Origin of the sequence: Sphaerisporangium sp. B11E5 (assembly GCF_039871875.1) — a bacterium.
Taxonomy (GTDB): Bacteria; Actinomycetota; Actinomycetes; order Streptosporangiales; family Streptosporangiaceae; genus Sphaerisporangium.
In genome coordinates, this window is sequence record NZ_JBDPMD010000008.1 from 103,742 (window position 1) to 127,574 (window position 23,833).

The window sequence follows — 23,833 nt, forward strand, 5'->3', positions numbered from 1 at the left end:
CCGCTCGGCGTGATGTCGCAGAAGGGCTCCGCCGCCTTCGCACCCGCCGGGCCCGCTGGAACTCCAGCCGGGGCCGTACTCTCCCGTGTAATGGCCCCGGCTGAAACCCCCCTCTCCTCGGCCGGAATCCCCCCGGCGAGGGGTATGTGAGCCGGGACCGCACCGCCCCCCGTAGCGGTCGCGATCCCGGCGGCTCCCGGCGTCCCCGCCCCGGCGGCGCCCGGCGCCACGCCGGCGGCCAGGCAGACGAAGACACATAACGCGGCGACCAGCCGCAGCCTCATGTTCAATGCGACATCCCCGTGCTGATCCCCGCCCGGAACGCTTTCGGATCCCACGATGGACCGATACAAGCGTTCAGGGCATGAGTAACCCCCTACTCAATCGCTCCACAGCCCATGGTGTAGAGCTGGAACCAGGCCCCTTGGCCTTTCTTTTCCGCCGCCTCCGCACCGAAGGAGCGCCCGCATGAACACCACAGCCCCCGTGGCGACCCCCGTCGACTTCGCCACCTACGGCGACTACACCGTCAAGTCCTCCACCACCAAGACCGGCGCCTTCGCCCGCCCCCCGTACAGCTTCCGGGGCCGCATCACCGCCGACGGCTCAAGCGGCTTCAAAGCCGAACCCGGTCGCTACCACCTCTACGTCTGCTACGCCTGCCCCTGGGCCCACCGCTCCATCATCGTCCGCGCGTTGAAGAAACTCGAAGACGTCGTCACCATGTCCGCCGTCGATCCCATCCGCGACGGCCGAGGCTGGGCCTTCCGAGAGGGCGAAGGCCACACCCCCGACCCCGTGAACGGCTTCCGCCTCCTCCGCGAGGCCTACGAAGCAAGCGAGCCCGGCTACGACGGCCACGTCTCCGTGCCCGTCCTCTGGGACCGCGAGACCGGCCAGATAGTCAGCAACAACTTCCCCGACATCACCCTGGACCTCAACACCGAGTTCACCGAATGGTCCGACCAGACCATAGACCTCTACCCCAAAGCCCTCCGCCAAGAAATAGACACCCTGAACGACCACATCTACAAAACCATCAACAACGGCGTCTACCGCGCCGGCTTCGCCACCACCCAAGAAGCCCACGCCGAAGCAGTGACCACCCTCTTCGAATCCCTCGACACCCTGGAGAAACGCCTCACCGACACCCCCTACCTCTTCGGCGACACCCTGACCGAATCCGACATCCGCCTCTGGGTCACCCTGGTCCGCTTCGACACCGTCTACGCGACCCACTTCAAAACCAACCTCCACCACCTGACCGACTACGAAGCCCTCTGGTCCTACACCCGCCGCCTCTACGCGATCCCCGCCTTCCACACCACCACCAACTTCACCCACATCAAAAACCACTACTACACGACCCACCCCCAACTGAACCCGAGCCGAATAGTCCCCCTGGGCCCCATCCTCGACTGGTGAACACCAGGCGGCTTCGCCGTCACGCGCCTTGCGAGGGGCGCTCCTACGCGACGTCGGGCCGTGTCATCAGCGGCGACAGTAGATGCAACTCCAGACTGGGGCTGGTCAGGGGCACGATGTTCCACGTCGCGACCGCTGTGCCCGCGTCGGTGTCGACCACCAGCCGGACACGGTGCGGGGTGGTGATGACGTAAAGGTCGGCGACGAACGTGTTGCCCTGCCAGGCACCGGCCGCGACGATCGGGCGGCCCAGCGGTGAGCTTTCTCGCCATTCGCCGTGGCCGGCCTCGACGGTGAGGGACGGCCCGAGGCGCAGGAGCCACCCGCGGTCCACGGGGTCGATGATCACAGTGGTCCCGTCGGGCAGAGCCGAATCGGCGGCGGAGGCGTCGAGCCTGGCCTTGGCGGAACGCTCAGGGGCGGCAGAACCGGACACCGGCGCGAGGGACAGCCGCCGCAGCCGCTCGGCGAGGACCTGGTCGTCCTGGGTGCTTCCCCCGTGGTCGATGCCGGGCAGCAGGCAGTCCCATATCGCGTCGAGCACTGCCTGTGCCTGCGTGTGGGCGCCCGTCACGGCGACCACGAGATCGTGCGACGGGACGACCACGCATTGCTGGCCGAAGGCGCCGTCACCGTGGTAACCGTGACGCGACATCCAGAACTGGTAGCCGTAACCGCGAAGGTAGTCGGCGTTGCGCGATCCGTCCTCGAACGGCAGGGTGTCGATGTGCCGTCTGGTCGCGAGTTCCACCCATTCGCGCGGGACGAGTTGCCGCTCCCCCCACCGGCCTCCGCGCAGCAGTAGTTCTCCGAAGGCGGCGACGGCCTCGGTAGTGAGGTGCAGTCCGTGGAACCCGAATGCGGCACCGCTCGCCACCCGGTCCCATTCGGCGTGGTCGACGCCCATCGGCGTGAACAGGCGCTCGTCGAGCAGTTCCGGGAGGCTGCGGCCGGTGACCCGTTCCACCAGCCGGGCCAGGACGAAGGTGGTCGGGTTGTCATAGGTGTGCCGTGTTCCCTCGGCCTCGGGGAACGGTACGCGCAGGAAGCCCTTCACCAGGTCGCCCGGTTCCAGTTGCCAGGCCTCGCCGAGGCTGTCGGTGCGGTGCCCGGTCGTCATGGACAGCAGGTGGTGAACGGTGAGGCGGCGTCCCTGCTCGCTGATGTCGGCCGGAACGTGGCCGGGCAACACGTCCACCACTCGATCGTCCAGCGAGAGCAGCCCGTCGGCGATGGCGAGCCCCACGGCGATCGAGGTGAACGACTTGGTCACCGAGTACAGAAGGTGCGGACGTCCGGCCGAGTACGGCGCCCACCAGCCTTCTGCGACGACGTGACCGTGACGCACGACCATGACGGAGTGACACTCGATGGCCTGCGCTTCGAGCCGGTCCAGCAGCGCGGCGATCCCGCGGGACGACATCCCCACGGCGGACGGTGCCGACCGTGGCAGCAGGGCGCGGTCAGAAGACATCCAGGCACCCTAACAAACCCCCCATCAAGCAGCAGATCCATTGCCGACGAGTCCTGGCATCACCGTGGAGGACGGGAGTCACAGCCGCGTCGGAGCGCATGCTGTACCGGCGGGCTTCCTGCGGTGGATCACCGACGCCGGAAGGCTTACGGCAGCGTGATCTCGAACCAGACCGTGCGGCTCGTCGTGTCCTGCGTGCAGCTCGCGAAGGAAGTTCGCCGCCGTGGATGGTGGACGGCATACGCCGACGTGTTCACCGGCTCCTATGTCGCGCTGGAAGACGAGGCGGCTTTCATCCGCCAGTGGGAAGTGCAACTCGTGCCGGGACTTCTCCAAACCGAGGAGTACGCACGGACCGTGATCGCCGCGGGAAGGCCTGAGTCGCACGATCTTGAGGACCTCCACAGGCGGGTCATGGCCCGCATGGCCCGACGCATGCTGCTGAGCCGGCCCAACCCGCCAGAGCTGCACGCGGTCCTGGATGAGGGGGTGATACGCCGAACTATCGGCAGCCCTGAGATCATGCGGGAACAGTTGGAAGGTCTGTTGGCTTTGGCGCGCCGCCCCAACGTGACGATCCGGACCCCTTCCCTACACCGTCGGGGCGCATGCTGGGCTGGAACGAGCATTCACCGTCCTCTCCTTCGGAGAAGAGGGCGACCCGGACGTGGCCTACGTCGAGGGCACGGCCGGAGATGTATACGTCGAAAGTTCGGAGCAGGTAGGCCGCTGTAAAGTGGCTTTTGCGCGCATAAGTGATGCCGCTTTGTCCCCGGAGGACTCCATGGGCCTCATCACTGACACTAAGGAACAACTGTCATGACCGACTTGTCCAACGCTCGGTGGCGCAAGAGCAGCTTCAGCGGCAGTGGTAACGACTGCGTCGAAGTGGCCTCGAATCTGCCGGAGGTCGTCGGCGTCAGGGACAGCAAGAATCCGGCCGGTCCGGTGCTCGTCGTCACGCCGGGCGAATGGTCGGCGTTCGTCAACGGCGTCAAGGGCGCGGAATTCGACGTCTGACGGGTGCGGGTGGAACCTGGTGGGCAGGTACGCCCGATCTGTGGACGGTACGGACACGGTGGCCGATCTCGACTGGTAAGCGAGCGAGGAGCCCCGATCCAGTGCGGCGCCATCACCGACGGCACCGAAGGCGATCAACCCATCCTCGTGCGCCTCGATGACTCGGGCCTCATTTCGTGACCATGAACTCGGCGCCGGCGGCCAGCGCCACCTCGGGGCCGAAGAGTCTGGCCGGGGTGAACGCGCCGGGGCGGCCCTCGCCCTTGGCCAGGCGCTGGGCCACCTCGGTGACGGCGGCGACGGTGAACGTCATGGCCTCGCCGGTGCGTAGCCAGCCCTCACGCACGCGTCCCGACGGCCATTGGACTCGGGCGCGGCCCCAGGACGATCGGCGCGGACGTTCCTTGGCCGTGGTCATCGTGATGCGGGCGAGCCGCCGGGTGGCGAAGCCGGCCAGGCCGGGCAGTCGGAGCAGGCCACCGATCGCCGGCAGAGCCGCTCGGACGGCCGGGTTGGCCGGGGCGAGAACCGAGGCACCGATGACCGACGGGGCACCGCTGGCCTGCCAGGCCGCGAAGAGCTCGCCGTTCCCCAGGGAAGCTGTGGTGACCACGTCGCCTTCGGGGGTGGTCAATCGCTCGGCGGCGCCGCCGGCCCGGGTCCGTACCATCCGGCCCTGCCGCACCTCGCGGCCGCCGTCGAGCAGCGCGTGCACGATGGTGGCGGCCAGGGCTTCGCCGAGGGCGCCGGGTTCGATCGTGACCGAGGCGACGGCGTCGATGCGTACTCGCGAAGGCTTTTCCTCGGCCGCCAGCAGATGCAGCAGGATGCTCTCGGTCGCGAGCACGCCGAAGCCCGCCCCGGAGACCAGGGTGCGACCGGTCGCCGCCGCCTCCCGGTCCATGCCGTGGAGCAGCTCGAACGCGCTCAGCTCGGCGGCGACGTCGACGTAGTGGGTGCCTGGCGGGCAGGCCCGCGCGACCTGCGGCGCCGTGACCGCGAACGGGCCCACCGTGTTGATCACGACGGACGGCGCCTCGGTGGCCAGCCGCGCGCAGACCTCGCCGAGCGAGCCGGTCACCGCCCTGCAGTCCGGACTCACCTGAGTCAGCCGCTCCCGATCGCGGCCGGCCACCACCACCGCGGTCCCCGCCCGCCGCAGACGTTCCACCGCCTCCCGGCCGACCCGTCCGGTCGCGCCGAGCACCCAGATCTCACCCGTCATGTTCGCCTCCAACAGTCATGGCACGTCGTGTCATCACTATGGCATGGCATGACATGGCGTGTCATCACTAGAATCAGCCGCATGGGTCGATGGCAGCCGGGTGCGCGAGAACGGCTCGAACAGGCCGCGCTCGATCTCTTCCTCGAACAGGGCTTCACCGAGACCACCGTGCCCCAGATCACGGCGAGGGCCGGGCTCACGACCCGGACGTTCTTCCGGCACTTCGCCGACAAGCGTGAGGTGCTGTTCGCCGGCGAGGAGTCGGTGCCCGAGCGGGTGGCCCGTTTCATGGCCGAGGCCCCGCCGTCCCTCGGCCCGATGGAACTGATCACCAAGGGCCTGGCCCCCGCCGCGGCCGAGATCTTCGAGGGCCGCAGCCTCGACTACCTGCTACGCCGACGAGCCGTGATCGACGCCGAACCCGCCCTGCGTGAGCGCGAACTGCGCAAGTTCTCGCTGATGTCGGAAGCCCTGGAGCAGGGCTTCCGCGACCGCGGCGTCGACCACCTGACCGCCCGGCTGGCGGCCGAGATCGCCGTGACCACGTTGCGGATAGCGGTGACCCGCTGGCTCGACCAGCACGGCGACCCCGACCTCCCGGCCACCATCAACCAGACCCTGGCGGCGATGAGGCACCTGACGAACACGCCGTCGCCGTGAATGGCGTTGCCGTCCGCTACCAGCCGATGAGCCGAGAGATGTCCGCGTTCCCGCTGGACATCGCGAAGGCCGGGCACCCGATATCCCTCGGTGGTCCCGGCCTCACTTCCCCACCCCAGAGGATGCGGCAAGACCAAGTATGCCTCACCGGCCGTGTCCAGTTAAGCGCACTCCGCCACCGGCCGGTCGTAGCCCACGCCACAGGCCCGGGGGACGCGGCCGTTAGCGGAGGCGGAAGCGTAGATGTGTGACGTACGGGGATTCGGTGACTGACGTCCGCTCCAGCTCGATGTGCTCGCTGCCGAGGTGTTCGAAGAGGCGGCGGCCGGTGCCGAGGAGGACCGGGGCGAGTTGTAGGTGGATCTCGTCGAGCAGGCCTGCGCGGATCGCCTGCTGGGCCACGTCGGCTCCCATCAGGGTGACGTGCTTGGTGCCTGCTGCTGCCTTGGCCTGGTGGATGGCGGTTTCGACACCTTCTGTGACGAACGTGAACGTGCTGCTGTTCATCGGCAGGTCGTCGCGGCCCCGGTGCGTGACGACGAAGGACGGGGCCGGGTAGGGGGTGTCCTTCCAGATGTCGATCCCGACGTCGAAGGTCCGGCGGCCCAGTACCACCGCTCCTACGGCGGCGAAGTGGTGCTTGACGATCGTGGAGTCGGTCTCGTTCGTGTCGGCGTTGAACAGCCATTCGTGCAGACGCAGGCCACCCACCCCCATCGGGTGGTCGACGCCGACGTCGGGGCCCGCGATGAAACCGTCCAACGACATCGTGACGTGCAAGATGACCGCACCCATACGTCCTCCTGTGTTCGGGCTCGTCCGTGAGGCCGCGTGCGGTCCTCGGCAAGAAACGGCCGGCTGCCGGCGGAGCCTGCTTCCTTGGAAGACGATAGAGAGCCCCACCGACAGAACCGGCAGGTCTCCGAGGTGATGGGCACGGCGCCGGAAAGGGGAGAGCCCTCGCCGAGGGGCGAGGGCTCTCCTGGTTGTCAGGAATACTTGGTCTTGGCGGAGCAGCGGACGTTTCTGGCGTAGCCGTAGATGAAGCCGCCTATCCATCCGAGGACTCTGGCGGCGCCTGGGTAGCCCTTGGCGCTCGACCAGTGGCCGAGGGCGTTGGAGAACATCGTGCCGAAGGCTTCGCCGCAGTTGAGGCCGTTCTTGACCCGCTGGTACTGGGAGAGGCGGGACAGGACGCCGATGATCCAGGCGATGGCTCGGCCGATGTACTTGACGACTTTCTGGCCGACCCATTTCAGGGCGCGAAGACACCAGTTCTTGCTGACGCGGCAGGCCGTCCACGCGAGCCGGGCGGCGCCGATGATCGCGAGGATGATGGCGGGGATCGCCCGGCCGTCCAGGTCCATCTTGTTGACCGGGTCGGCGCAGGTGTACTCGTAGGCGTTGCAGCTGCCGTCCATCATCGGGTCGGACTGCAGGAACCGGCCGAGGTCCGGTGAGTACACGCGGACGCCCATCAGGAGGTGGCCGCCCATGGCCTCACCGGATCGTTGCTTGCCGCCGAGCCAGCCGTACCGCTGGCCGGTCTGCTCGCCCGCCGGTTCGCCGAACTCCTCGTAGTCGTAGAGTTCCGGCTCGCTCAGGTCGCCGTCGATGGTGGCGGCGATGTCGCCGTGCAGGTTCGTCAGTTGCAGCCGTACGCCGCCGTCGGTGGACGCGGTCGCCACCAGGTCGTCGTCGGGGCCGTTGACGAGCCGGGTGCGGGCGCCGGAGCCGTCCTCGCTGATCCAGTTCGGTTCGTCGGTGTCGTCACCGTAGTGGTGGACCTTCCTCGACGAGTCGGTCCAGGTGCCGTCCACCTGTGTCTGCACCTGGGACGACCGGAACCGGTGCAGCGGGTCCAGCGTCCAGGTCTGCCGGGCGTCGCCGGACTCCTGGCTCTGGATGACGTCGTTGACGTGGTAGCCGTTGGACAGCCCGTCCGGGGTCCGGGTCGTGCGGCCGAACGCGTCGTAGACGTATCCCTCGCCGGTCAGCCGGTCGGCGGAGTCGTACTCGTAGGTCTGCGACGCGTCGGCGTCCGCCGTGTCGCAGGAACCGTCCTCGGCCGGGTCGAAGACGGACCTGGCGGTCCGGTTGGACCGCGTGTCGTAGGTGTAGGTCCGGGTGACGCAGCCGGCGGTGGCGGCGCTGCTGTGCGCCACGCCGGTCAGCCGGCCGAGCCCGTCGTAGGTGTATCCCTTGCCGCCACCGGTGTACTCGTGCGAGATCCACTGGCCGGCGCTGTTCCTGACCACCGACTCGGCGAAGATCACCGCTCCGTCGCTGTCCCGGGTGTAGGTGCGCGACACCGGCTGGAGGTTGGCGTCGAGCTGGTCGGTGCGGGTCAGGCCACCCGGGTAGGTGAGCTTGACCAGTTGCCCGTCCGGCGAGTACCCGGCGGTGAACGTCCCGGCGACGCTGTCGGTGTAGCCGGTCACCATGCCGCGCGGCTCGGCCGCCCGGTCGTAGGTGAAGGTGCCGGAGCCGGTCGGGTCGGTCACCTTGACCTTCTTGCCGAACCGGTCGTACTCGGTCACCGTGCCCGCGCCGTCGGCGTCGGCGTAGCTCACCAGCCGGCCCAGCGCGTCGTACTCCCGGATGACGGACACGCCGTCCGCGGTGCTGCGCGCGACCCGGCCGCTGGCGGCGTCGTAGGTCGTGCTGGTCGCGGGGACGGCCGCCCCGACATCGGACGTGACGGCCCTGCCGGTGACCCGCGCGGCGGCGTCGAACGTCGTGGTCGTCGTCCTGGTCTTGCCGTCGGCGGTCTCGGTGACCTCCGCCTCGTCCAGGTAGCGGTTGTAGGAGGTGACCCGGCGGACCGGCAGGTCACCGGTCATCCGGGCGGGATCGTGACCGGTGACGGCCCCCGCGGCCCTGGTCAGGCAGACCTGACCGGCCCATTCCGGCGCGTTCCCGCAGGCGGCGTCCGCGGAGTTGGCGCCGGCCGTGTAGTAGACCACCGCGAGGGTGCGGGCGTCCGCGCCGTCGGCGCCGACGCCGAGCGCCTTCACCAGCCGGCCGGCGTTGTCGTACACCCGGTAGGACGTGAGGTTCTTCCCGCCGGCGTCGTTGACGGTCTTGGTGGGCCTGCGCAGTGTCCAGCCCGATGCCCCGCCGTGCTCGGCGGCGTATCCCGTCGTGGAGACCCGCAGGTCCACCGCCGGGTAGCCGTCGATCCTGGCGCCCTGGGTCTGTTTCGTGACCAGGTGGTACCGGGCTCCGTCGGGTTTGTCCTCGTCGTAGGCCATGGCCATGCTCGGCCGCCCGATCGCGGTGGACCCGGTCGCGATCGCGCTCAGCGGCCCGGTGCCGTCCGGGTCGGGGACCTCGCGTTCCATCACCATCGTCACCGTCGGCCCGACCGCCTCCAGCAGGTCCACCCCGTCGCTGCTGTAGGTGTTCGCCGTGGACAACGCGTACGCGCGGCTGGCGGTGTCGGAGTCCAGCAGGCCGAGTGCGGCGAGGTAGGTGTTCGCCTCGGGCAGCTGGCCGAGCGCCAGCGACCGGTCGGTGGCCTCCAGGGTGCGGACCACGTTGCCGAACCTGTCGTACTCCTGGGTGTCGATGTGGCCGCCCGGGCTGGCCACGTTGACCGCCTGGCCGTGCGGGTTCAGGTAGTAGACGGTCGCGAACCGGTACCCGGCGGTGCCGGGCACGGCGCCGGTGGCGCTGTTGCGGGCCGGTGTGTCCTCCGGCCCGAAGACCGCGACGGCCTCGGTCGGCACGTCGGACTGGGCCCAGGTGGCCGCGGCGGCGGCGTTCAGGTCGTACGGACCACCCGCGGCCTTGGTCAGTGGCGTGTTGTAGACCAGGTTGGTGGCGACCTCCCCGTCGGTGGCGGTCCTGGAGCCGGGCTGCAGCGCGGCCCGGCGGATCCGCAGCAGCCTGCCGGGGTGCTCGTCGCCGGCCAGGTCGGCGATCTGGTCCGGGGTGAGCGCACGACCGTAGACCCGGGCGTCGTCGATGCCGCCGTGCCAGAGGTTCGCGGCGGCGCCGGCCCACTTGGCCCGGCCGACGACGTAACCGCCGGAGGCGTTCCAGCCACCGGTCGCCGCGGTGGTGGACTGGGCCACCCCGTTGACGTAGAGGGTCATCCTGCCGGTGGCCGTGTCGTACACGCCGGCGAGATGGGTCCACTGCCCCAGCGTGGGCGCGACGTTCGAGACGGCCCGCACCGGGGTCGAGCTCTCGCTGTCGGAGGTGACCCGGGAGAACGACCACCGGTCGTTCGCGGCCACGTAGTTCAGGAAGAACCCGCTGGTGGACGACCCGTCCTTGGAGACGATCGTCCGGTTGACCGACTTGTCGGTCAGCCTGGCCCAGGCCGAGACGGTGTAGGACGAGGTGTTGGACAGCGGCGTGCCGGCCACCCGCACCTCGGCGCCGGACGCGCCGGTGAAGGTGAGGGCCCGGTCGTCGGGCCGGTCCGGGTCGTTGCCCTGGCCCCATCCGACGCCCGCGGCGAGCGTGCCGGTGCGGCCGCTGCCGGACGAGTCCGCCGCCGAGGTGCCCGAGCCGGCGTCGAGGTCGAAGCGCAGTGCGGCCGCGTCGACGTCCGGGTTGCCGTAGTCGAACATCCACGGCAGCTCACCCGCCGGCGTCACCTTGCGGACCCGGCCAGCCGCGTCGTACTCGTAGCCCGTCTTCAGTGCCGGGCTGACGCGCGGGTCCCAGACCTCGCGCAGGCGGCCCAGGTGGTCGTACGCGTACCTGGCCACCTCCACGGCGGTGGTGGCGGACGCCGCGGGGTCCCAGGTCCACAACTTCACCGCGCCGACCCGGTCGATGTGGTCGCCGAACACGGTGTCGCTCAGGCCCGGCGTGGTGGACGTGGCGTAGACGTACTCCAGCACCTGGCAGCCGCGCGGCAGGGTGGTCCCGGAGCACTTGCCGGCGTCGTCCACGCCTGGCTGGGCCGGGTTGACCACCCGTTTGAGCAGCATCCTCCCGCCGGAGGTGTCGTAGCCGTAGCGGGTGGTGGTACTCCCCGCCGCCGCCCAGGTGGAGGCGAGGGCCCAGACGCCGGCCTGCTGGGTGAACTCCGACACCGTGCCGTCGGTGTCGGACAGCCGGTACGTGCCGGCGTCGACCCGCGTGAGCGACAACTCCTCCACACCCGGTTCCGGGGTGAACGTCGAGCCGTCCGCGTTCCGGGAGAACGTGATCCAGCCGCCGTCGATGGTGTTCACCTGCGCGACCGACGGCTCAGGGAAGGCCAGCGTCGTGTACGTGGCCGCGGCCGGGCCGCCGGCGATCCCGGTGGACCACGCCGGGCCGAACGGCGCGACGATCTCGGTGAACGACAGGTTGTCCCAGTAGACCTTCTTCCCCGAGCCGCCCTGCGCGCCGTTGTACAGGCGGAAGAACGCCTCGGTCGCGCCGGCGGGCACGGTCATGTCGACCGACAGCTCCTGCCAGCCCTCGGTGAACCCCGCCATCGGCGAGGCCACCTCGTGGTAAGTGGTGCCCACCCGGTGGAAACCCACGACGCGCAGGCCGCGCGAGGCGAACGCCGGTGCCAGTCCGGTGCTCGCCGGCACGTAGATCCAGCCGGTCATCCGGTACGTCCGGCCGGGCTGCATGCCGAGCCGCAGGCCGCCGCTGTCGCCGCCCACCGCGACGAAGGTGTCGTTGCTGGTCGTGGTCACCGGCGTGATCTCCAGCGAGTCGACCGGGGTCTCCTCGCCCTGGCCGTACGCGGTGGACCGGGCCGCCGAGGACATGGACGGCACGGTGAACCCGGTCAGGTCGGAGATCTGCTGCTGGCCGGCGGTCAGCCGTTCCGGCATCGTCACGTAGCCGGTGGACGCGCCCCGCGAGGAGGCCGTCCGCGTCACCGTCAACCCCATCTCGTCCACGTCGGTGGCGGACAGGCCGTGATCACCGGTGAGCAGGTTGACCATCCCGGGGCCGATCTCCTCGTCGGCGCCGTGCGCTCCGCTGGTGTCCACGGTGATCCGCACCCAGGGCGTGTCGTAGACCGGCGTGGTGGAGGACGCGGTGAAGATGCGGGCGCGGACCTCGACGACACCGCCGATCTGCCCGAGGGTGGCGGCGGCGTTCCAGACGGCATGCCCGCCGAGCGCGGTGAAGGGCACCGGGGCGGCGGCCGTGGCGGTGATCGGCGCGCCACCGGCCGAGGTGAGGTTCGCCGAGGGAATCGGCCGTGCGGGGGCGCCGGGCCCGCGCCGGTATTCGAAGTACGCCCGGGTGTAGCCGGCGACCGGTGTGGTGATCTGCAGCTTGGTGCGCCTGACGACGTTCGCGCCCGGCAACGGCTGGGCGAGCGCCGCGTTGCCCGCGGAGAAGGTGTAGAGGTTCGGCTCCGACAGGTTGCCGGCCCGGTCCTTCGCCTGCACCGTCAGGACGCGCTGCCCGTCCCGGGGCTTGAGCGACACGCCGACGGGGCCGGTGGCGGCCACGGTCGTCGTGTCGCTGTCGGTGTCGAGGCGGTAGATGAACCCGGCCAGATCGGTCGTGTCCGCGGCGGGGGTGAAGGTGAACGTGTCCGCCTGGCCGGCGCCGCCATGCGGCTGGCCGTCGTCCTTGTAGATGAGCGCGGACACGAACGGCACGCCCGGCTGGCCGGTGTCGACCCTCAGGTCGGCCCATCCGGTCCATGGGCCGTAGCCGTGCGGGTCCTTCGCCCTGACCCGCCACTGGTACGTGTTCGCGCCGTTCAGATCGGTGGTCAGTTGCCAGGACGCCGGCGATCCGTTGGTCCACGCCGGACTGCCGGACCGCAGGCCGGAGACGGCCACCGCGGCGCCGGTCATCTTGTCGCGGACCTCGAACTCGGCCTGCAGGGTCTGGCCCGCGTTGCCGTCGTTCAGCTTGGCCGACAGCGTCGGCCGGGTCGCCGAGGTCCACGCGTCCGCCTCACAGGCGGCGTAGCACGGGGCCACCGACATCGCCGACGGCGTGGTCGGCGCGGCGTTGTAGGTGATGGAGACCGACGGCGGGTTGGCTCCCTCGGAGGAGTGGAACCGCTTCCAGGACAGGTGGTTGGTCTCGCTGGTGCCGCGCAGCATCAGGCTCACGTCGTTCCACCGCGAGCTCGCCGCGGACTGCAGCGCCTTGCCCACGTCGACGGACACCCAGCCGTCACCGCAGGAGGAGCTGTACCCCTTGGTCTGCGTCGACGTACCGACCTTCTCCCGGGCCACGGGCTGGGAGCCGATCCGGACGGAGGCGTCCACCCGGTCCGTGCGCCACGCTTCCCAGCTCGCGGCGGAACAGGACCACGAGTGGTAGTTGTACAGCCGTAACTGGGCTCCGATGACCTGCGTGTTCCAGATGCCCGTCGTGTCGAACCGCAGGAACGACCGCGCCACCCACGAGCCGCCGTCGTCGGAGTACCCGAGCTTCAGATCGCCCGTTCCCGACTGGTCGGAGGTGTACCCGGTCTGCACGAAGGTGTCGAACGCCACCGGAAGCGACGACGGCGGGTCGATGGTGACCGGGAACTGGAGGTCCGCGCGGTCCAGGAAGGCGGCGTCCGGGGTCAGCGTCATCGTCGCGCGCCCCGCTCCCCGGGTCTCGGTGGCCAGGCCGACCTCGCCCCGCTTGCGGTGTTCCAGCGTCTGCGGCGAGACCTCGGCGTCCCACATCGCCGGTGTCTGAGCGCGGGACACCGTCTGCCCCGACTTGTCCTTGAAGACCATCCCGCCCATGCCGTCCGGAGCCGCGGTCAACCGTCCGGTCCGCATCGGCAGCGAGAGCCGGCGCACCTGGGACAGCGCGGCCCGGTCCTTCACCACGAAGAACTGCTGGTAACCGGTGGCGTGGGCTTCCAGCACCAGGTCCACGCCCGGCAGCACGCCGGGGTAGGTGGCGACCCGCCCGGACAGCACCGGGTCGGGAAGCGGGCCCGTCCACGACACGCTGGTCCGCGTGTCCCCCTCACCGAGCCAGACCACCTCGTGCTCGCCGGGGGCGGTCGTCGCCCCGGAGAAACGCAGGCCACGCGGGTGCGCCTTCGGAGCCACCGACCCGTCGGCCTGCCGCTGCAGGGTCAGGTCGACGGGCACCCACGCGTCGCCGCGCTTGACCCGTACCGGCGCCAGCGACTGCTCCCGGGTCAGGGTGCCGTCCGGGTTGGCGAACACCTGGGTGGTCTCGGTGCGCAGGTCGGCGACCTCCACCCGGCCGCCACACAGCCGCGCGGCCACCGCGGCGGAAACCGCGTCGGCCCGCTCAGGCGCGCACTGCGGCTTCCGCGCCGCCTGTTCCCGCGCGGCCTGGGCCGCCTTCGCCGTCGCGGCTGAGGCGGCCTCCGCCGGGGGTACCGCGACCGCGGCCAACGTGACGGCCATGACCACCGCCATGGCCGAACAAGTGATACGGATCCACCACGATCGCCATCCGTGGCTGGTGGTGGACATGCGAAACAGAAGCCCTGGCATCAGAATTCCCCGTTTGATCGACCGGCAGGCGCCGTGATGGCTCGAACTGATGGCCGGTGCGGTCCCGAGACTCCGGGCACCGCGACGGCACTCGTGTGGTCAGTTGTGGATCATGTGGACGAGCAGGTCGCCTGGGAAGACCGCCTCTCGATCAGCGCTCGCGAGCGCTGCCTACAGCATCGGGAGATATCCGAGGGATGTCATTGACCGTGAGTGCTCCGCGCTTGACGATGCGTGCTGACATCACGCGTCGCGGTCTCGCGTTCAGGCCGCGCGGAGGGTCGGAGGGTGCTGGTCGAGATGGTGGCGTCTGCTGGGTGGACGGGACACACGAAGGGCCAGACGGCAGGGGCGAGGTCATCGGCGGTGTGGCGAACGCGTCCGCCGCCGGGGAACTCGATCTCCCATTGCTCTAGATCTTGACCGTTACGGCACCAAGTTGCAAGACCTCACGTGAGCGATCACTGCCGTGGGGGGGCCAGCCGTACGCCGGATACACCAGGTGGCCTCATTGAGCTGGGGATCTGTCCTCACGAGACTGATCAGCATCCCTCCAGAGAGGTCGCCATGGACGCCAAGCCGTACGCACGAGGCTTCACCGGTGCCAGGATCACGGCTCTGGCGATCATCGTGATCATGGTGGTCGCCCTCGGGTACGTGAGCGTGCGAGGCGAGGCGAGGCCGGTGGTGCCCGCGGGTGCCAGGGCGGGGACGCTGACCCTGAAGGGCTGCACGTACGACACCGAGGCCGGAGCCCTCCCGGCCGACTGCGGCACGCTGGTGGTTCCGGAGAACCCCCGGGTCCCCGGTTCGCGCCTGATCGCGTTGCCGGTGACCCGCGTCCGGGCCACGGGGCCGAATCCGGCCGAGCCGATCTTCCGGCTCGCGGGTGGGCCCGGCCAGTCGAACATGTCCTTCCCGGAGGCGAGCCGTCTGACCGAGCGGCACGACGTCGTCCTGGTCGGGTACCGGGGCGTCGACGGGTCGGTGGTCCTCGACTGCCCCGAGGTGACCTCGGCGCTGCGGCACTCGGCCGACCTGGTCGGGGCGGAGTCGTCGCGTCGCGTGTCACAGGCGTTCACCGAGTGCTCGGGGCGGCTGACCAGGGGCGGCGTCGACCTCGACGGGTACTCGCTGCCTCAGCGTGCCGACGACCTGGAGGCGGCGCGCACGGCCCTCGGCTACCGGCGGGTCAACCTGCTCAGCCAGAGCGCGGGAACCCGCACCGCGATGATCTACGCCTGGCGGCATCCCGAGTCGATCCGCCGGTCGGTGATGTTCGGTGTCAACCCGCCGGGCCACTTCCTGTGGGATCCCGCGATCACCGACGACCAGCTCGCCCACTACGCCGAGCTGTGTGCCGCGGACGACGGGTGCGCCGCGCGTACCGACGACCTCACGGCCTCCCTCAGGGCCACCGCGGCCCGCCTGCCGGACCGCTGGGGCCTGCTGCCCGTCAAGGACGGCAACGTCCGCGCCGCGACACTGTTCGGGCTGGTCAACTCCACGAAAGCCGCCGCGCCGCTCAACGCGCCGACGGTGCTCGACGCCTGGCTGGCGGCGGCCGACGGCGACCCGAGCGGGTTGTGGGCCCTCTCGGTGCTGGCCGACCTGTCGTTCCCGGCGTCCTTCGTCTGGGGGGAGTCGGCCTCGGCCGGCATGATCGACGCCGGGCCGGTCGACCGCTACTACGCCGCGGGCGGCGACCCGGGCTCGATCCTCGGCAACGCCGGCGCGGACCTGCTGTGGGCCGGAGGCGGTCTCACCAAGGCGTGGCCGATCAGCCCCGGCAACCGGGAGTACCAGACGGTCCGGCCGACCGGCGTGGAGACCCTCCTGATCAGCGGTAGCGTCGACTTCACGACCCCGGCGCAGCCGGCCACCGACGAGCTGTTGCCCGCCCTGTCGAACGGCCGTCAGGTGATCCTCACCGAGCTCGGGCACGGCACCGACTTCTGGCGCTACCAGCCTGAGGCGAACCGGCGGCTGCTGACCGCGTTCTTCGACGACGGCCAGGTCGACACCTCCCGGTACGAGACCCACAGGGTCGAGTTCGAGGTCGGGCCCCTCAGTCTGCCCACCGTCGCGAAGGTCCTCGTGGGCGTCCTGGCCGGCTTCGCGCTGATCGCCGTCGCCCTGCTCGGCGCGATGGCGTACCGGGTGCGCCGCCGGGGCGGCTTCGGCCCGAGGGCCGGCGTCTGGCTGCGTGTCCTGACCCCGATGTTCCTCGGCCTCGGCGGCTGGTCCACGGCCGTGCTGATCGTGTCGATCCTGTGGCCGGCGGCGTTCCCCGGCGACCTGCTCGTGACCGTGCCCCCCATCGGCGCCGCCATCGGGCTCGGCGCCTACCTGGCCTGGGTGCGGCGCGACCGGCCCCCCCGGATCCGGCATCGAGGCCTCGCAGCGGCACTGGCCGGTTCGTTCGCCGGCGCGTGGCTCGGTTCCTCCGCCGCCGAGGGCCTCGCCGGGACGATGACCACGATCGTCGGCGCGGCCGCCATCGCCAACCTCGCCCTTCTCGTCCTGGACGTCTTCTTCGCCCCCGGCCGATCGGCCCTCCCGGTCCCGGCCGCACCCTCCCCGACGGCCACCGCCACGAAGCCCGCTGGAGTCCCACCCAAATAGCAGGCCCGACTCGAACGTGTCACCACCGGCGCCGCTCGGTCTGTCCGTCCGCGAACTGGCGCGCCTCGACGACCCCGTCTCAGTCCGTACCGTCAGCAGAAAAGGCGGGAAAGCGACCACTTGAGGATGCGCTTGAACCCAGTCTCTCAATTCAGGCCCGAGCGCACCGTAAAGCTCGGCCTCCACCATCGTCGAGCACTGTCCCACCCGCGCCAGCAAATCCGCCACCCGCGCGTTGTGCGCCAGAGCCGCCGCCGTGTCGGCGTACTCCTCCAGGACCAGGTAGCTGCCGTCATCCGACGTGAAGAACCGGTAGGTGAGAGTGCCGGGCTCATCTTTCGTACGTTCGCGTAATTCCTGCACCAAGCCTTCGAATTCCGCTCGTCGCTGGTCCTGGACGTTGAACCGCGCTCGGGCAAAGATGCTCATATCCGTATTCGACCAGATCGTCAGCCGATCTGGTCACGCCGGCTGGGCGGCGCCCACGACACCCAAGGCTCGTGACTCACTCTTCGCTGAAGTAGGAGAACGGCGCGACTGACACACCTTCGGACACGGCTCTCTCGTCGTCCTCTCCGGCGTCCGGATCGAGGTCCAGGGCCCACAGCGAGTGCATGGACCACACGGAGAAACCGGCGTGGAAGTGGAACCCGATGTCGGACGGGACGCTCGTGTACCCCTTGGCCGCCAGGTCGGCGACGACGTCGTCAAGGAACCGGAAGGTCAACTGGACCCCGTCGAAGAAGACCTCCCCACCCCCGCGGCCGCCGTACCCGAGCTCGACCAGCTCAACGGTGTCGTCCCGGTCGTAGTGGACGACCAGGGCCGGCGTGGTGGGGTAGACGGCACGCGCACGGCCTGGCCCGTGCGCCGGTTCCCCGACGCGCTCCTCGACGTCCGCCCGGGTCTCCCCGATCTTCGCCAGAGCCACGCCCCGCCCAGGAATGATCTCCATGGACCGACATGCTGCCAGAGGCTCGCCGAGCTCACACAGGCGACGCCACCTCGAACCAGACGACCCGCGCCGCACCGTCCCGCTCCCGTCCCCAAGCTGTGGACAACTCCCGCACCAGCCCGGCCGGATCTCATGCGGCCCATATTCGTGATGCCCTGTGTGAGATGGCAGAAAGCCCATCGCCGAGAGCTATGAGAATGGGGGTCACGTGAACACATGCAGGCGATGCTCGCTCCGGCCGGCTGACTTACAGGATTTGATTTGGGGGACTGATGGAGGGCTTGTCCATCAGGGATATGACGATGCGCGATGTCCGCCAGGTGTCGACGGTTCGTATCACAGGGTGGAAAGCGGCTTACGTTGGCATGGTTCCTCAGGAGTATCTGGACGGGCTCAGCGTCGAGGCCGACATGGAGCAGCGGAGGAAGCTGTTCGGGAGGGATGCTCGGGTTCACGATGTCGTGGCGGAGCACGGTGGTGCGGTGGTGGGCTGGGCGGTCCTGGGGCCCTGCCGGGATGAGTGGGGTACCGGGCGGGACGGTGAGATCTATGCGCTGTACGTCGCTCCGGAGCTGATCGGGAGAGGTGTCGGACGCGGGCTCGTGCGTGAACTGGTGTCTCGTGCCCGGCGAGCGAACCAGGAGTTCCTTCACGTGTGGGTCATCGAGGAGAACCACCGGGCCCGGCGCTTCTACGAACGTGCGGGCTTCACGCCGGACGGCGAACGGGAGCTGTGGGATGTGGGCGGGGCGTCCGTGCCGGAACTGCGGTACGTCCGGGCACTGAGCGAGGCCGGACAGAGAGCCCGGCGGGACTGACGGCGGCGTACGCGTCGACCGCGCCACCCCTCTCCGCGCGACCTGGCCCCTTGACGGGAGGCCGGGTGTGCGCAGAAACTCATCACATGTTGAATTCAGTGGCCGTGGCCGTGGCCGTGGAAGGACTGCGGGTGCGGCGAGGGGGACGGGAAGTCCTCCATGGAATCGGGCTGTCGGTGCCTCGGGGAAGTGTCACGGGGCTCATCGGGCCGAGTGGGTGCGGGAAGACCACGCTCATGCGGGCGGTCGTGGGGGCGCAGGTCGTGCAGGGGGGGACGGTCACGGTGCTGGGGGAGGCGGCGGGCAGTTCGTCGTTGCGGCGGCGGGTGGGGTACGCGACCCAGCATCCGTCTGTCTACTCGGACCTCACCGTCGTGGAGAACCTCCGGTACTTCGCGGCGGTGCTCCGGGCGCCTCGGGGGGACGTCGAGAGGGTGATGGCCGAGGTCGGGCTGGAGGGGCACGGGAACCAGGCGGCGGGGCGGCTCTCCGGAGGGCAACTGTCGCGGACGAGTCTCGCGGTGGCGTTGCTCGGCGAGCCGGAGCTGCTGGTGCTCGACGAGCCCACGGTCGGGCTGGATCCGCTGCTCCGGGATGAGTTGTGGGGCCTGTTCCGGGGGCTCGCGGGGCGGGGGGTCACGCTGATCGTGTCCAGTCACGTGATGGACGAGGCGGCGCGGTGTGAGCGGCTGGTGCTCATGCGGGAGGGCCGGGTGCTCGCGGACGACACACCTGAGGCGTTGCGGGCGGGGACCGGGGCCGACGATCTGGAGCAGGCGTTCCTGCGGCTGGTGCGGGAGCGGGAGGCGATGGCGTCATGAGCGTTTCGCTGACTCTCGCGACGGCGCGGCGGATCCTCAGCCAGTTCCGGCACGATCCGCGGACGGTGGGGCTGATGGTGCTGATGCCGTCGGTGCTGCTCGTGCTGCTGCGGTACATGCTGAACTCCGAGCAGGCGTTCAGCCGGGCCGCGCCGGCGCTGCTTGCCGTGTTCCCGTTCGCGATCATGTTCATCGTCACGTCGATCACGACGCTGCGTGAGCGGACGTCGGCGACGCTGGAGCGCCTGATGACGCTGCCCATCGGGAAGCTCGACCTGCTGACCGGGTACGCCATCGCGTTCGGGCTGGTCGCGGTGGCGCAGGTATGCGTGGCGGCGGCGGTGTCGCTGGCCTGGCTGGGGCTGGACATCCAGGGCTCGGTGGGGCTGCTGCTGGCGATCGCGGTGCTGGACGCGCTGCTCGGGACGGCGCTCGGGTTGTTCGCCAGCGCGTTCGCGCGCACCGAGTTCCAGGCCGTGCAGTTCATGCCGGCGTTCGTGATGCCGCAGGTGCTGCTGTGCGGGCTGTTCATCCCCCGGGACGCGATGACGCCGGTGCTGGAGTGGATCTCGGCGGCGCTGCCCCTGTCGTACGCCGTGGACGCGCTCACGCAGGTCACGACGTCGAGCGAGGTGAGCGGCACCCTGCTGCGCAACCTGCTCATCGTGGCCGTGTGCGCGTTGCTGGGGCTCATCCTCGGCGCGGCGACGCTGCGGCGGCGGACCGCCTGAGCCGACGGAAGTCGTCCTGGCCGCCTACTTCGGTCGGCCGGGACGGCTTTTTCCGCTACCGGCGTCGGGTGGTCCGGTGCCGACGGCCGATTTCCGGGGGGACGGCGGGGGCCTAGCGTTCCCGTATGGACGAGACCGTGGTCGCGGCACGGCCGAGAGGCCTGGCGCGGGTGGCGCCCGCTGTGGGGTTGTTCTTCCTGGCGCCGCTGGTGGGGGAGTACCTGCTGGGCAACGTGCCGACATCGGAGATCCTCGCGATCCCCTTCCTGGCGCCCATGTACGGAGGCGGGGCCCTGCTGGTCCGGGAGGTCGCGCGGCGGGCCGGGCGGGGGTGGCCGACCATGCTGCTGCTCGCCGCCGCCTACGGGGTGTTCCAGGCGGGCATCCTCGACCAGTCGCTGTTCAACTCCGACTACGACGGCCGGTACGACTTCACGAGCATCGCGGCGGTGCCCTGGCTGGGCGTCAGCGCCTACCACGCCGAGGCCTTCGTGGCAGGGCACGTGATCTGGAGCATCGGGATCCCGATCGCGCTGGTCGAGGCGCTGGTGCCGCGGCGGCGGACGGCGCCGTGGCTGGGGTGGGGCGGGCTGGCGGTGACCGTCGTGCTCTTCGCGTTCGGCTGCAAGATCATCTTTGACGACCACACGCGGACCTTCATGGCGTCCGCGCCGCAGTTGGCCGGGGCGGCGGTGGTGACGGCCGGCCTGGTCGCCGCCGCGTTCGCCGTGCGGAAGGTCCCGGTCAGCGGACGGCGGACGCCCCGGCCCGTGGCGGTCGCGTTGATCATGTGTGTGCTGAGCGGGGTGTTCGCGGCCCGGTCGGAGAGCTGGGGAGGCGCGGTGCTCGGCGCCGTGCTGCTCGCGGCGATGGCGGTGCTGCTGGTCCGCTGGTCGGGGCGGGAGAAATGGAGCCCGCTCCATGTGGTCGGGGCGGCGGGGGGCGCGCTGGTGACGTACATGTGGCTCGGGTACCTGCTGCTGTACCTGACCGGGGTCGCGACGCCGGCCAACCTGGTGGGGCAGACCGTGCTGGTGGTGGCCGTGGCCGGCCTCGTGGTGCTCGCCGCCCGTCAGTCGTGGCGGGGGCGGCCGGAGAGTTCGTGATCGGCGTGGGAGAGGGCCTCGGCGATGAGGGCGCGGACGTGGGAGTCCCTCGCGCGGTAGCGGACGTGCCGCCCTTCTCTGCGGGTGTCGACCAAGCCGGCGAGGCGCAGCTTGGCGAGGTGCTGGGAGACGGAGGGGCGGGGCGCGCCGAGAGCCTCGGCGAGGGAGCCGACGTCGTACTCGCCGGAGGAGAGGAGCCACATCAGGCGCAGGCGGGTGGGGTCGCTGAGCATGCGGAACGCCTCTACGGCGGTGGTGACCTGGGCGGGAGTGGGTTGCTCCTGCGAGTGACTGGCACCTGATAGATTGTCGCGTGCGCACATGAATACATATAGTGGAGGCACTGGGACGTCGTTGGCAAATCGAGGGGCCTCTCATGCATGGTCACGGGCACGGTCACGGTCACGGGCACGGTCATGGGCACGGACGGGGAGTCCTGGGGAGGGTGCGGCGGGTGTTGGTGCCGCACAGCCATGACAGCGCGGACAGGACGGACGCGGCCCTGGAGGGCAGCGAGCGGGGGATGCGCGTGCTGGCCGTGTCGTTCGCGGTGCTGGTGGGCACGGCGGCGGTCCAGGCGGTGGTCGTCGGGGTGTCCGGGTCGGTGGCGTTGCTCGGCGACACGTTGCACAACTTCGCGGACGCGTTGACGGCGGTGCCGCTCGCCATCGCGTTCTCGCTGGGACGCCGGGCCGCCACACGGCGGTTCACCTACGGGTACGGGCGGGCGGAGGACCTGGCGGGCATCGTCATCGTGCTGGTCATCGCGGCGTCGGCGGCCCTGGCCGGGTTCGAGGCGGTCAGGCGGCTGCTTCATCCACAAGATGTGCACGCCCTGGGCTGGGTGGCGGCGGCGGCCCTGATCGGCTTCGCGGGCAACGAGTGGGTGGCCCGGTACCGGATCAGGGTGGGACGCGAGATCGGGTCGGCGGCGCTGGTCGCGGACGGCCTGCACGCCCGTGCGGACGGCTTCACGTCGCTGGCCGTGCTGCTCGGCGCCGGAGGCGCGGCACTGGGCTTCCCCCTCGCCGACCCTCTCGTCGGGCTGCTCATCACCGGCGCCATCTGCTTCGTGCTGCGGGACGCCGCGCGGGAGATCTACCACCGCCTGATGGACGCGGTGGACCCCTCCCTGATCGACGCCGCCGAGCGCATCCTGCTGGCGGTCCCCGGTGTACGCGGCGCCGGCGCGGTCCGGCTGCGCTGGATCGGCCACGCCCTGCACGCCGAGGTCGAGATCCTCGTCGACCACGACCTCACCCTGGTCGAGGCCCACGCGGTCGCCGTCGAGACCGAACACCGCCTCATCCACCACCTCCCCCGCCTGCGCGCCGCCACCGTCCACACCGACCCCCACGACCCCACCGGCGCCGACCACCACGCGGCCCTCTCCACCCACCGCTAGGTTCGGGGCATGCGCGTGTTGTTCGTGAGTCTTTCTTCGGCGGGACACACCTACCCGCTGGTTCCGCTGGCCGTGGCGGCGCGGGACGCGGGGCACGAGGTGCGGTTCGCGGTGGGGGAGGGCATGCACCCGGCGCTGGAAGGGCTGGGGGTGAGGCCCTTCCGGGTGGCGGACTCGTTCTACGAGGTCTACGCGGAGGACATGGAGCCGGAGCTGCGGCGGTGGCGGCCCGATCTCGTGGTGCACGGGTGGGGGGTGCCGGGCGCGGCCGTGGCGGCCGTCAGGGCGGGGGTGCCCGGGCTCTGGCACGGGTTCGGGCGCATGTTCCCCGACGGCATCGGGCTGGAGCCGCCGGCGCGGAACGCCGAGACACGCGGGCGGCCGCACATCGACATCTGCCCGGCGTCGCTGCAGGACAAGGAGTTCCTGGAGACAGAGGAGCGCGTCCCGCTGCGGCCGGTGCCGTTCTCGGGGACACACGGGCCGAAGGGATGGGACGTATCACCGGGGCCGGTCGTCTACGTGACGCTCGGGACGGCGTTCGGGACGCCGGAGCTGCTGCGCATGCTGATCGACGGGCTGGCGGTCACGGCCGCGCGGGTCGTGGTGGCGGCGGGCCGGGTAGCGGTGGAGGAGGTCGGGGCCGTGCCGGGGAACGTCACGGTGCGCACGTGGGTGGACCAGGCGGAGTTGTGGCCCCATGTGGACGTGGTGGTGCACCACGGGGGGAGCGGGACGACGCTCGGGGCGCTCGGCGCGGGGGTGCCGCAGGTGATGCTGCCGCAGGGGGCCGACCAGTTCGCCAACGCCGAGGCGGTCGCGGCGGCGGGGGCGGGGCTGCGGCTGCTCCCGGGGGAGGTGACCGCCGGCGCCGTCGCCGGGTGTGTCGCCGAGGCGCGGCACGGCGGGTACCGGGACGCGGCACGGGCGATCGCCGAGGAGATCGCCCGTATGCCCTCACCGCGGGAAGTGGCCCGCCGCCTGCCGGAGTTCGTCTAGAGCGTCACCAGGCGAAGGTGGTCTCCAGGTCGAGCACGCGGCCGGTGCGGGCCCTCGTCCTGAAGCGTCCACCACCGGGGCACGAGCAGATGCCGAGGAGTGACCGTCATGGGCCCCCGCCACCGGGACGCCGGCCGCGTCACCTGGCCGGCGAGCCG

At 70.5% G+C, this 23,833-nt stretch carries 17 protein-coding genes; 11 read left to right on the top strand and 6 right to left on the bottom strand.

Translation table 11 applies throughout. The features are described from left to right. Positions 1 to 468 precede the first annotated feature (468 nt). Complete coding sequence (locus ABGB17_RS10830) at positions 469 to 1,425, top strand: glutathione S-transferase C-terminal domain-containing protein (protein ID WP_347628054.1); 957 nt, start codon at positions 469 to 471, stop codon at positions 1,423 to 1,425. Between the two features lie 43 nt (positions 1,426 to 1,468). Here the strand turns inward: ABGB17_RS10830 and ABGB17_RS10835 are convergent, their stop codons facing one another. Further along, positions 1,469 to 2,899: a serine hydrolase domain-containing protein gene (locus ABGB17_RS10835; RefSeq protein ID WP_347628056.1), complete on the bottom strand. Its 1,431-nt coding sequence runs from the start codon at positions 2,897 to 2,899 to the stop codon at positions 1,469 to 1,471. An 819-nt stretch (positions 2,900 to 3,718) separates the two neighbouring features. On the opposite strand from ABGB17_RS10835, the gene ABGB17_RS10840 reads away from it, so the two are divergent. Continuing rightward, positions 3,719 to 3,919, top strand: a complete 201-nt coding sequence (locus tag ABGB17_RS10840; RefSeq protein ID WP_347628058.1) for a DUF397 domain-containing protein — start codon at positions 3,719 to 3,721, stop codon at positions 3,917 to 3,919. Positions 3,920 to 4,088: 169 nt separating this feature from the next. Here ABGB17_RS10840 and ABGB17_RS10845 read toward each other — a convergent pair whose 3' ends face one another. Further along, positions 4,089 to 5,144 (bottom strand): saccharopine dehydrogenase NADP-binding domain-containing protein, encoded by a 1,056-nt coding sequence (locus ABGB17_RS10845; RefSeq protein WP_347628060.1) that lies wholly within the window; start codon positions 5,142 to 5,144, stop codon positions 4,089 to 4,091. A gap of 81 nt (positions 5,145 to 5,225) precedes the next feature. Between ABGB17_RS10845 and ABGB17_RS10850 the strand changes: the two genes are divergently transcribed. Next, entirely contained in the window at positions 5,226 to 5,804 is a 579-nt protein-coding gene (locus ABGB17_RS10850) for a TetR/AcrR family transcriptional regulator (protein ID WP_347628062.1), read from the top strand. A 222-nt stretch (positions 5,805 to 6,026) separates the two neighbouring features. On the opposite strand, the gene ABGB17_RS10855 is transcribed toward ABGB17_RS10850, so the two are convergent. Together ABGB17_RS10855 and ABGB17_RS10860 are read right to left on the bottom strand one after the other, a co-directional pair. After that, the gene (locus ABGB17_RS10855) at positions 6,027 to 6,599 is read right to left on the bottom strand and encodes a dihydrofolate reductase family protein (RefSeq protein ID WP_347628064.1); all 573 of its coding nucleotides are present in this window, start codon (positions 6,597 to 6,599) and stop codon (positions 6,027 to 6,029) included. 194 nt (positions 6,600 to 6,793) lie between these two features. After that, positions 6,794 to 14,125 carry a LamG-like jellyroll fold domain-containing protein gene (locus ABGB17_RS10860; RefSeq protein WP_347628066.1) on the bottom strand — a complete coding sequence of 2,444 codons (7,332 nt, stop codon included), beginning with the start codon at positions 14,123 to 14,125 and terminating at the stop codon, positions 6,794 to 6,796. On the opposite strand from ABGB17_RS10860, the gene ABGB17_RS10865 reads away from it, so the two are divergent. Continuing rightward, positions 14,124 to 14,252 (top strand): hypothetical protein, encoded by a 129-nt coding sequence (locus ABGB17_RS10865; RefSeq protein WP_347628068.1) that lies wholly within the window; start codon positions 14,124 to 14,126, stop codon positions 14,250 to 14,252. The genes ABGB17_RS10860 and ABGB17_RS10865 overlap by 2 nt on opposite strands. Positions 14,253 to 14,782: 530 nt before the next feature. Next, positions 14,783 to 16,840, top strand: a complete 2,058-nt coding sequence (locus ABGB17_RS10870; RefSeq protein WP_347628070.1) for an alpha/beta hydrolase — start codon at positions 14,783 to 14,785, stop codon at positions 16,838 to 16,840. 505 nt (positions 16,841 to 17,345) lie between these two features. On the opposite strand, the gene ABGB17_RS10875 is transcribed toward ABGB17_RS10870, so the two are convergent. Then, positions 17,346 to 17,795, bottom strand: a complete 450-nt coding sequence (locus ABGB17_RS10875) for a hypothetical protein (RefSeq protein ID WP_347628072.1) — start codon at positions 17,793 to 17,795, stop codon at positions 17,346 to 17,348. Positions 17,796 to 18,067: 272 nt separating this feature from the next. Between ABGB17_RS10875 and ABGB17_RS10880 the strand changes: the two genes are divergently transcribed. The 4 genes from ABGB17_RS10880 (at position 18,068) to ABGB17_RS10895 (ending at position 21,271) form a co-directional block, all read left to right on the top strand. Continuing rightward, a complete protein-coding gene (locus ABGB17_RS10880) occupies positions 18,068 to 18,613 on the top strand; it encodes a GNAT family N-acetyltransferase (RefSeq protein WP_347628074.1) in 546 nt (181 codons plus the stop codon). A gap of 86 nt (positions 18,614 to 18,699) precedes the next feature. After that, positions 18,700 to 19,434, top strand: a complete 735-nt coding sequence (locus ABGB17_RS10885; protein WP_347628076.1) for an ABC transporter ATP-binding protein — start codon at positions 18,700 to 18,702, stop codon at positions 19,432 to 19,434. Further along, positions 19,431 to 20,165, top strand: a complete 735-nt coding sequence (locus ABGB17_RS10890) for an ABC transporter permease (RefSeq protein WP_347628078.1) — start codon at positions 19,431 to 19,433, stop codon at positions 20,163 to 20,165. The genes ABGB17_RS10885 and ABGB17_RS10890 overlap by 4 nt, the downstream gene beginning before the upstream one ends. A gap of 125 nt (positions 20,166 to 20,290) precedes the next feature. Continuing rightward, complete coding sequence (locus tag ABGB17_RS10895; protein ID WP_347628080.1) at positions 20,291 to 21,271, top strand: hypothetical protein; 981 nt, start codon at positions 20,291 to 20,293, stop codon at positions 21,269 to 21,271. Here ABGB17_RS10895 and ABGB17_RS10900 read toward each other — a convergent pair. Further along, positions 21,238 to 21,594: a metalloregulator ArsR/SmtB family transcription factor gene (locus ABGB17_RS10900; RefSeq protein ID WP_347628082.1), complete on the bottom strand. Its 357-nt coding sequence runs from the start codon at positions 21,592 to 21,594 to the stop codon at positions 21,238 to 21,240. The two genes, ABGB17_RS10895 and ABGB17_RS10900, sit on opposite strands and share 34 nt — an antisense overlap. Positions 21,595 to 21,716: 122 nt before the next feature. Here ABGB17_RS10900 and ABGB17_RS10905 point away from each other — a divergent pair, with 122 nt between their 5' ends. Both ABGB17_RS10905 and ABGB17_RS10910 read left to right on the top strand, forming a co-directional pair. Next, positions 21,717 to 22,676: a cation diffusion facilitator family transporter gene (locus tag ABGB17_RS10905; protein WP_347628084.1), complete on the top strand. Its 960-nt coding sequence runs from the start codon at positions 21,717 to 21,719 to the stop codon at positions 22,674 to 22,676. 9 nt (positions 22,677 to 22,685) lie between these two features. After that, entirely contained in the window at positions 22,686 to 23,675 is a 990-nt protein-coding gene (locus ABGB17_RS10910; RefSeq protein ID WP_347628086.1) for a glycosyltransferase, read from the top strand. Positions 23,676 to 23,833 lie beyond the last annotated feature (158 nt).

Excerpts from the sequence above, each read along its gene's own strand:
- ABGB17_RS10865 (WP_347628068.1), top strand. The coding sequence starts at position 14,124 with ATGACCACCGCCATGGCCGAACAAGTGATACGGATCCACCACGATCGC.
- ABGB17_RS10855 (WP_347628064.1), bottom strand. The coding sequence starts at position 6,599 with ATGGGTGCGGTCATCTTGCACGTCACGATGTCGTTGGACGGTTTCATC.
- ABGB17_RS10875 (WP_347628072.1), bottom strand. The coding sequence starts at position 17,795 with ATGGAGATCATTCCTGGGCGGGGCGTGGCTCTGGCGAAGATCGGGGAG.
- ABGB17_RS10885 (WP_347628076.1), top strand. The coding sequence starts at position 18,700 with ATGTTGAATTCAGTGGCCGTGGCCGTGGCCGTGGAAGGACTGCGGGTG.
- ABGB17_RS10835 (WP_347628056.1), bottom strand. The coding sequence starts at position 2,899 with ATGTCTTCTGACCGCGCCCTGCTGCCACGGTCGGCACCGTCCGCCGTG.
- ABGB17_RS10890 (WP_347628078.1), top strand. The coding sequence starts at position 19,431 with ATGAGCGTTTCGCTGACTCTCGCGACGGCGCGGCGGATCCTCAGCCAG.
- ABGB17_RS10910 (WP_347628086.1), top strand. The coding sequence starts at position 22,686 with ATGCGCGTGTTGTTCGTGAGTCTTTCTTCGGCGGGACACACCTACCCG.
- ABGB17_RS10830 (WP_347628054.1), top strand. The coding sequence starts at position 469 with ATGAACACCACAGCCCCCGTGGCGACCCCCGTCGACTTCGCCACCTAC.
- ABGB17_RS10860 (WP_347628066.1), bottom strand. The coding sequence starts at position 14,125 with ATGGCCGTCACGTTGGCCGCGGTCGCGGTACCCCCGGCGGAGGCCGCC.
- ABGB17_RS10845 (WP_347628060.1), bottom strand. The coding sequence starts at position 5,144 with ATGACGGGTGAGATCTGGGTGCTCGGCGCGACCGGACGGGTCGGCCGG.
- ABGB17_RS10900 (WP_347628082.1), bottom strand. The coding sequence starts at position 21,594 with ATGTGCGCACGCGACAATCTATCAGGTGCCAGTCACTCGCAGGAGCAA.
- ABGB17_RS10840 (WP_347628058.1), top strand. The coding sequence starts at position 3,719 with ATGACCGACTTGTCCAACGCTCGGTGGCGCAAGAGCAGCTTCAGCGGC.
- ABGB17_RS10870 (WP_347628070.1), top strand. The coding sequence starts at position 14,783 with ATGGACGCCAAGCCGTACGCACGAGGCTTCACCGGTGCCAGGATCACG.
- ABGB17_RS10895 (WP_347628080.1), top strand. The coding sequence starts at position 20,291 with ATGGACGAGACCGTGGTCGCGGCACGGCCGAGAGGCCTGGCGCGGGTG.
- ABGB17_RS10880 (WP_347628074.1), top strand. The coding sequence starts at position 18,068 with ATGGAGGGCTTGTCCATCAGGGATATGACGATGCGCGATGTCCGCCAG.
- ABGB17_RS10850 (WP_347628062.1), top strand. The coding sequence starts at position 5,226 with ATGGGTCGATGGCAGCCGGGTGCGCGAGAACGGCTCGAACAGGCCGCG.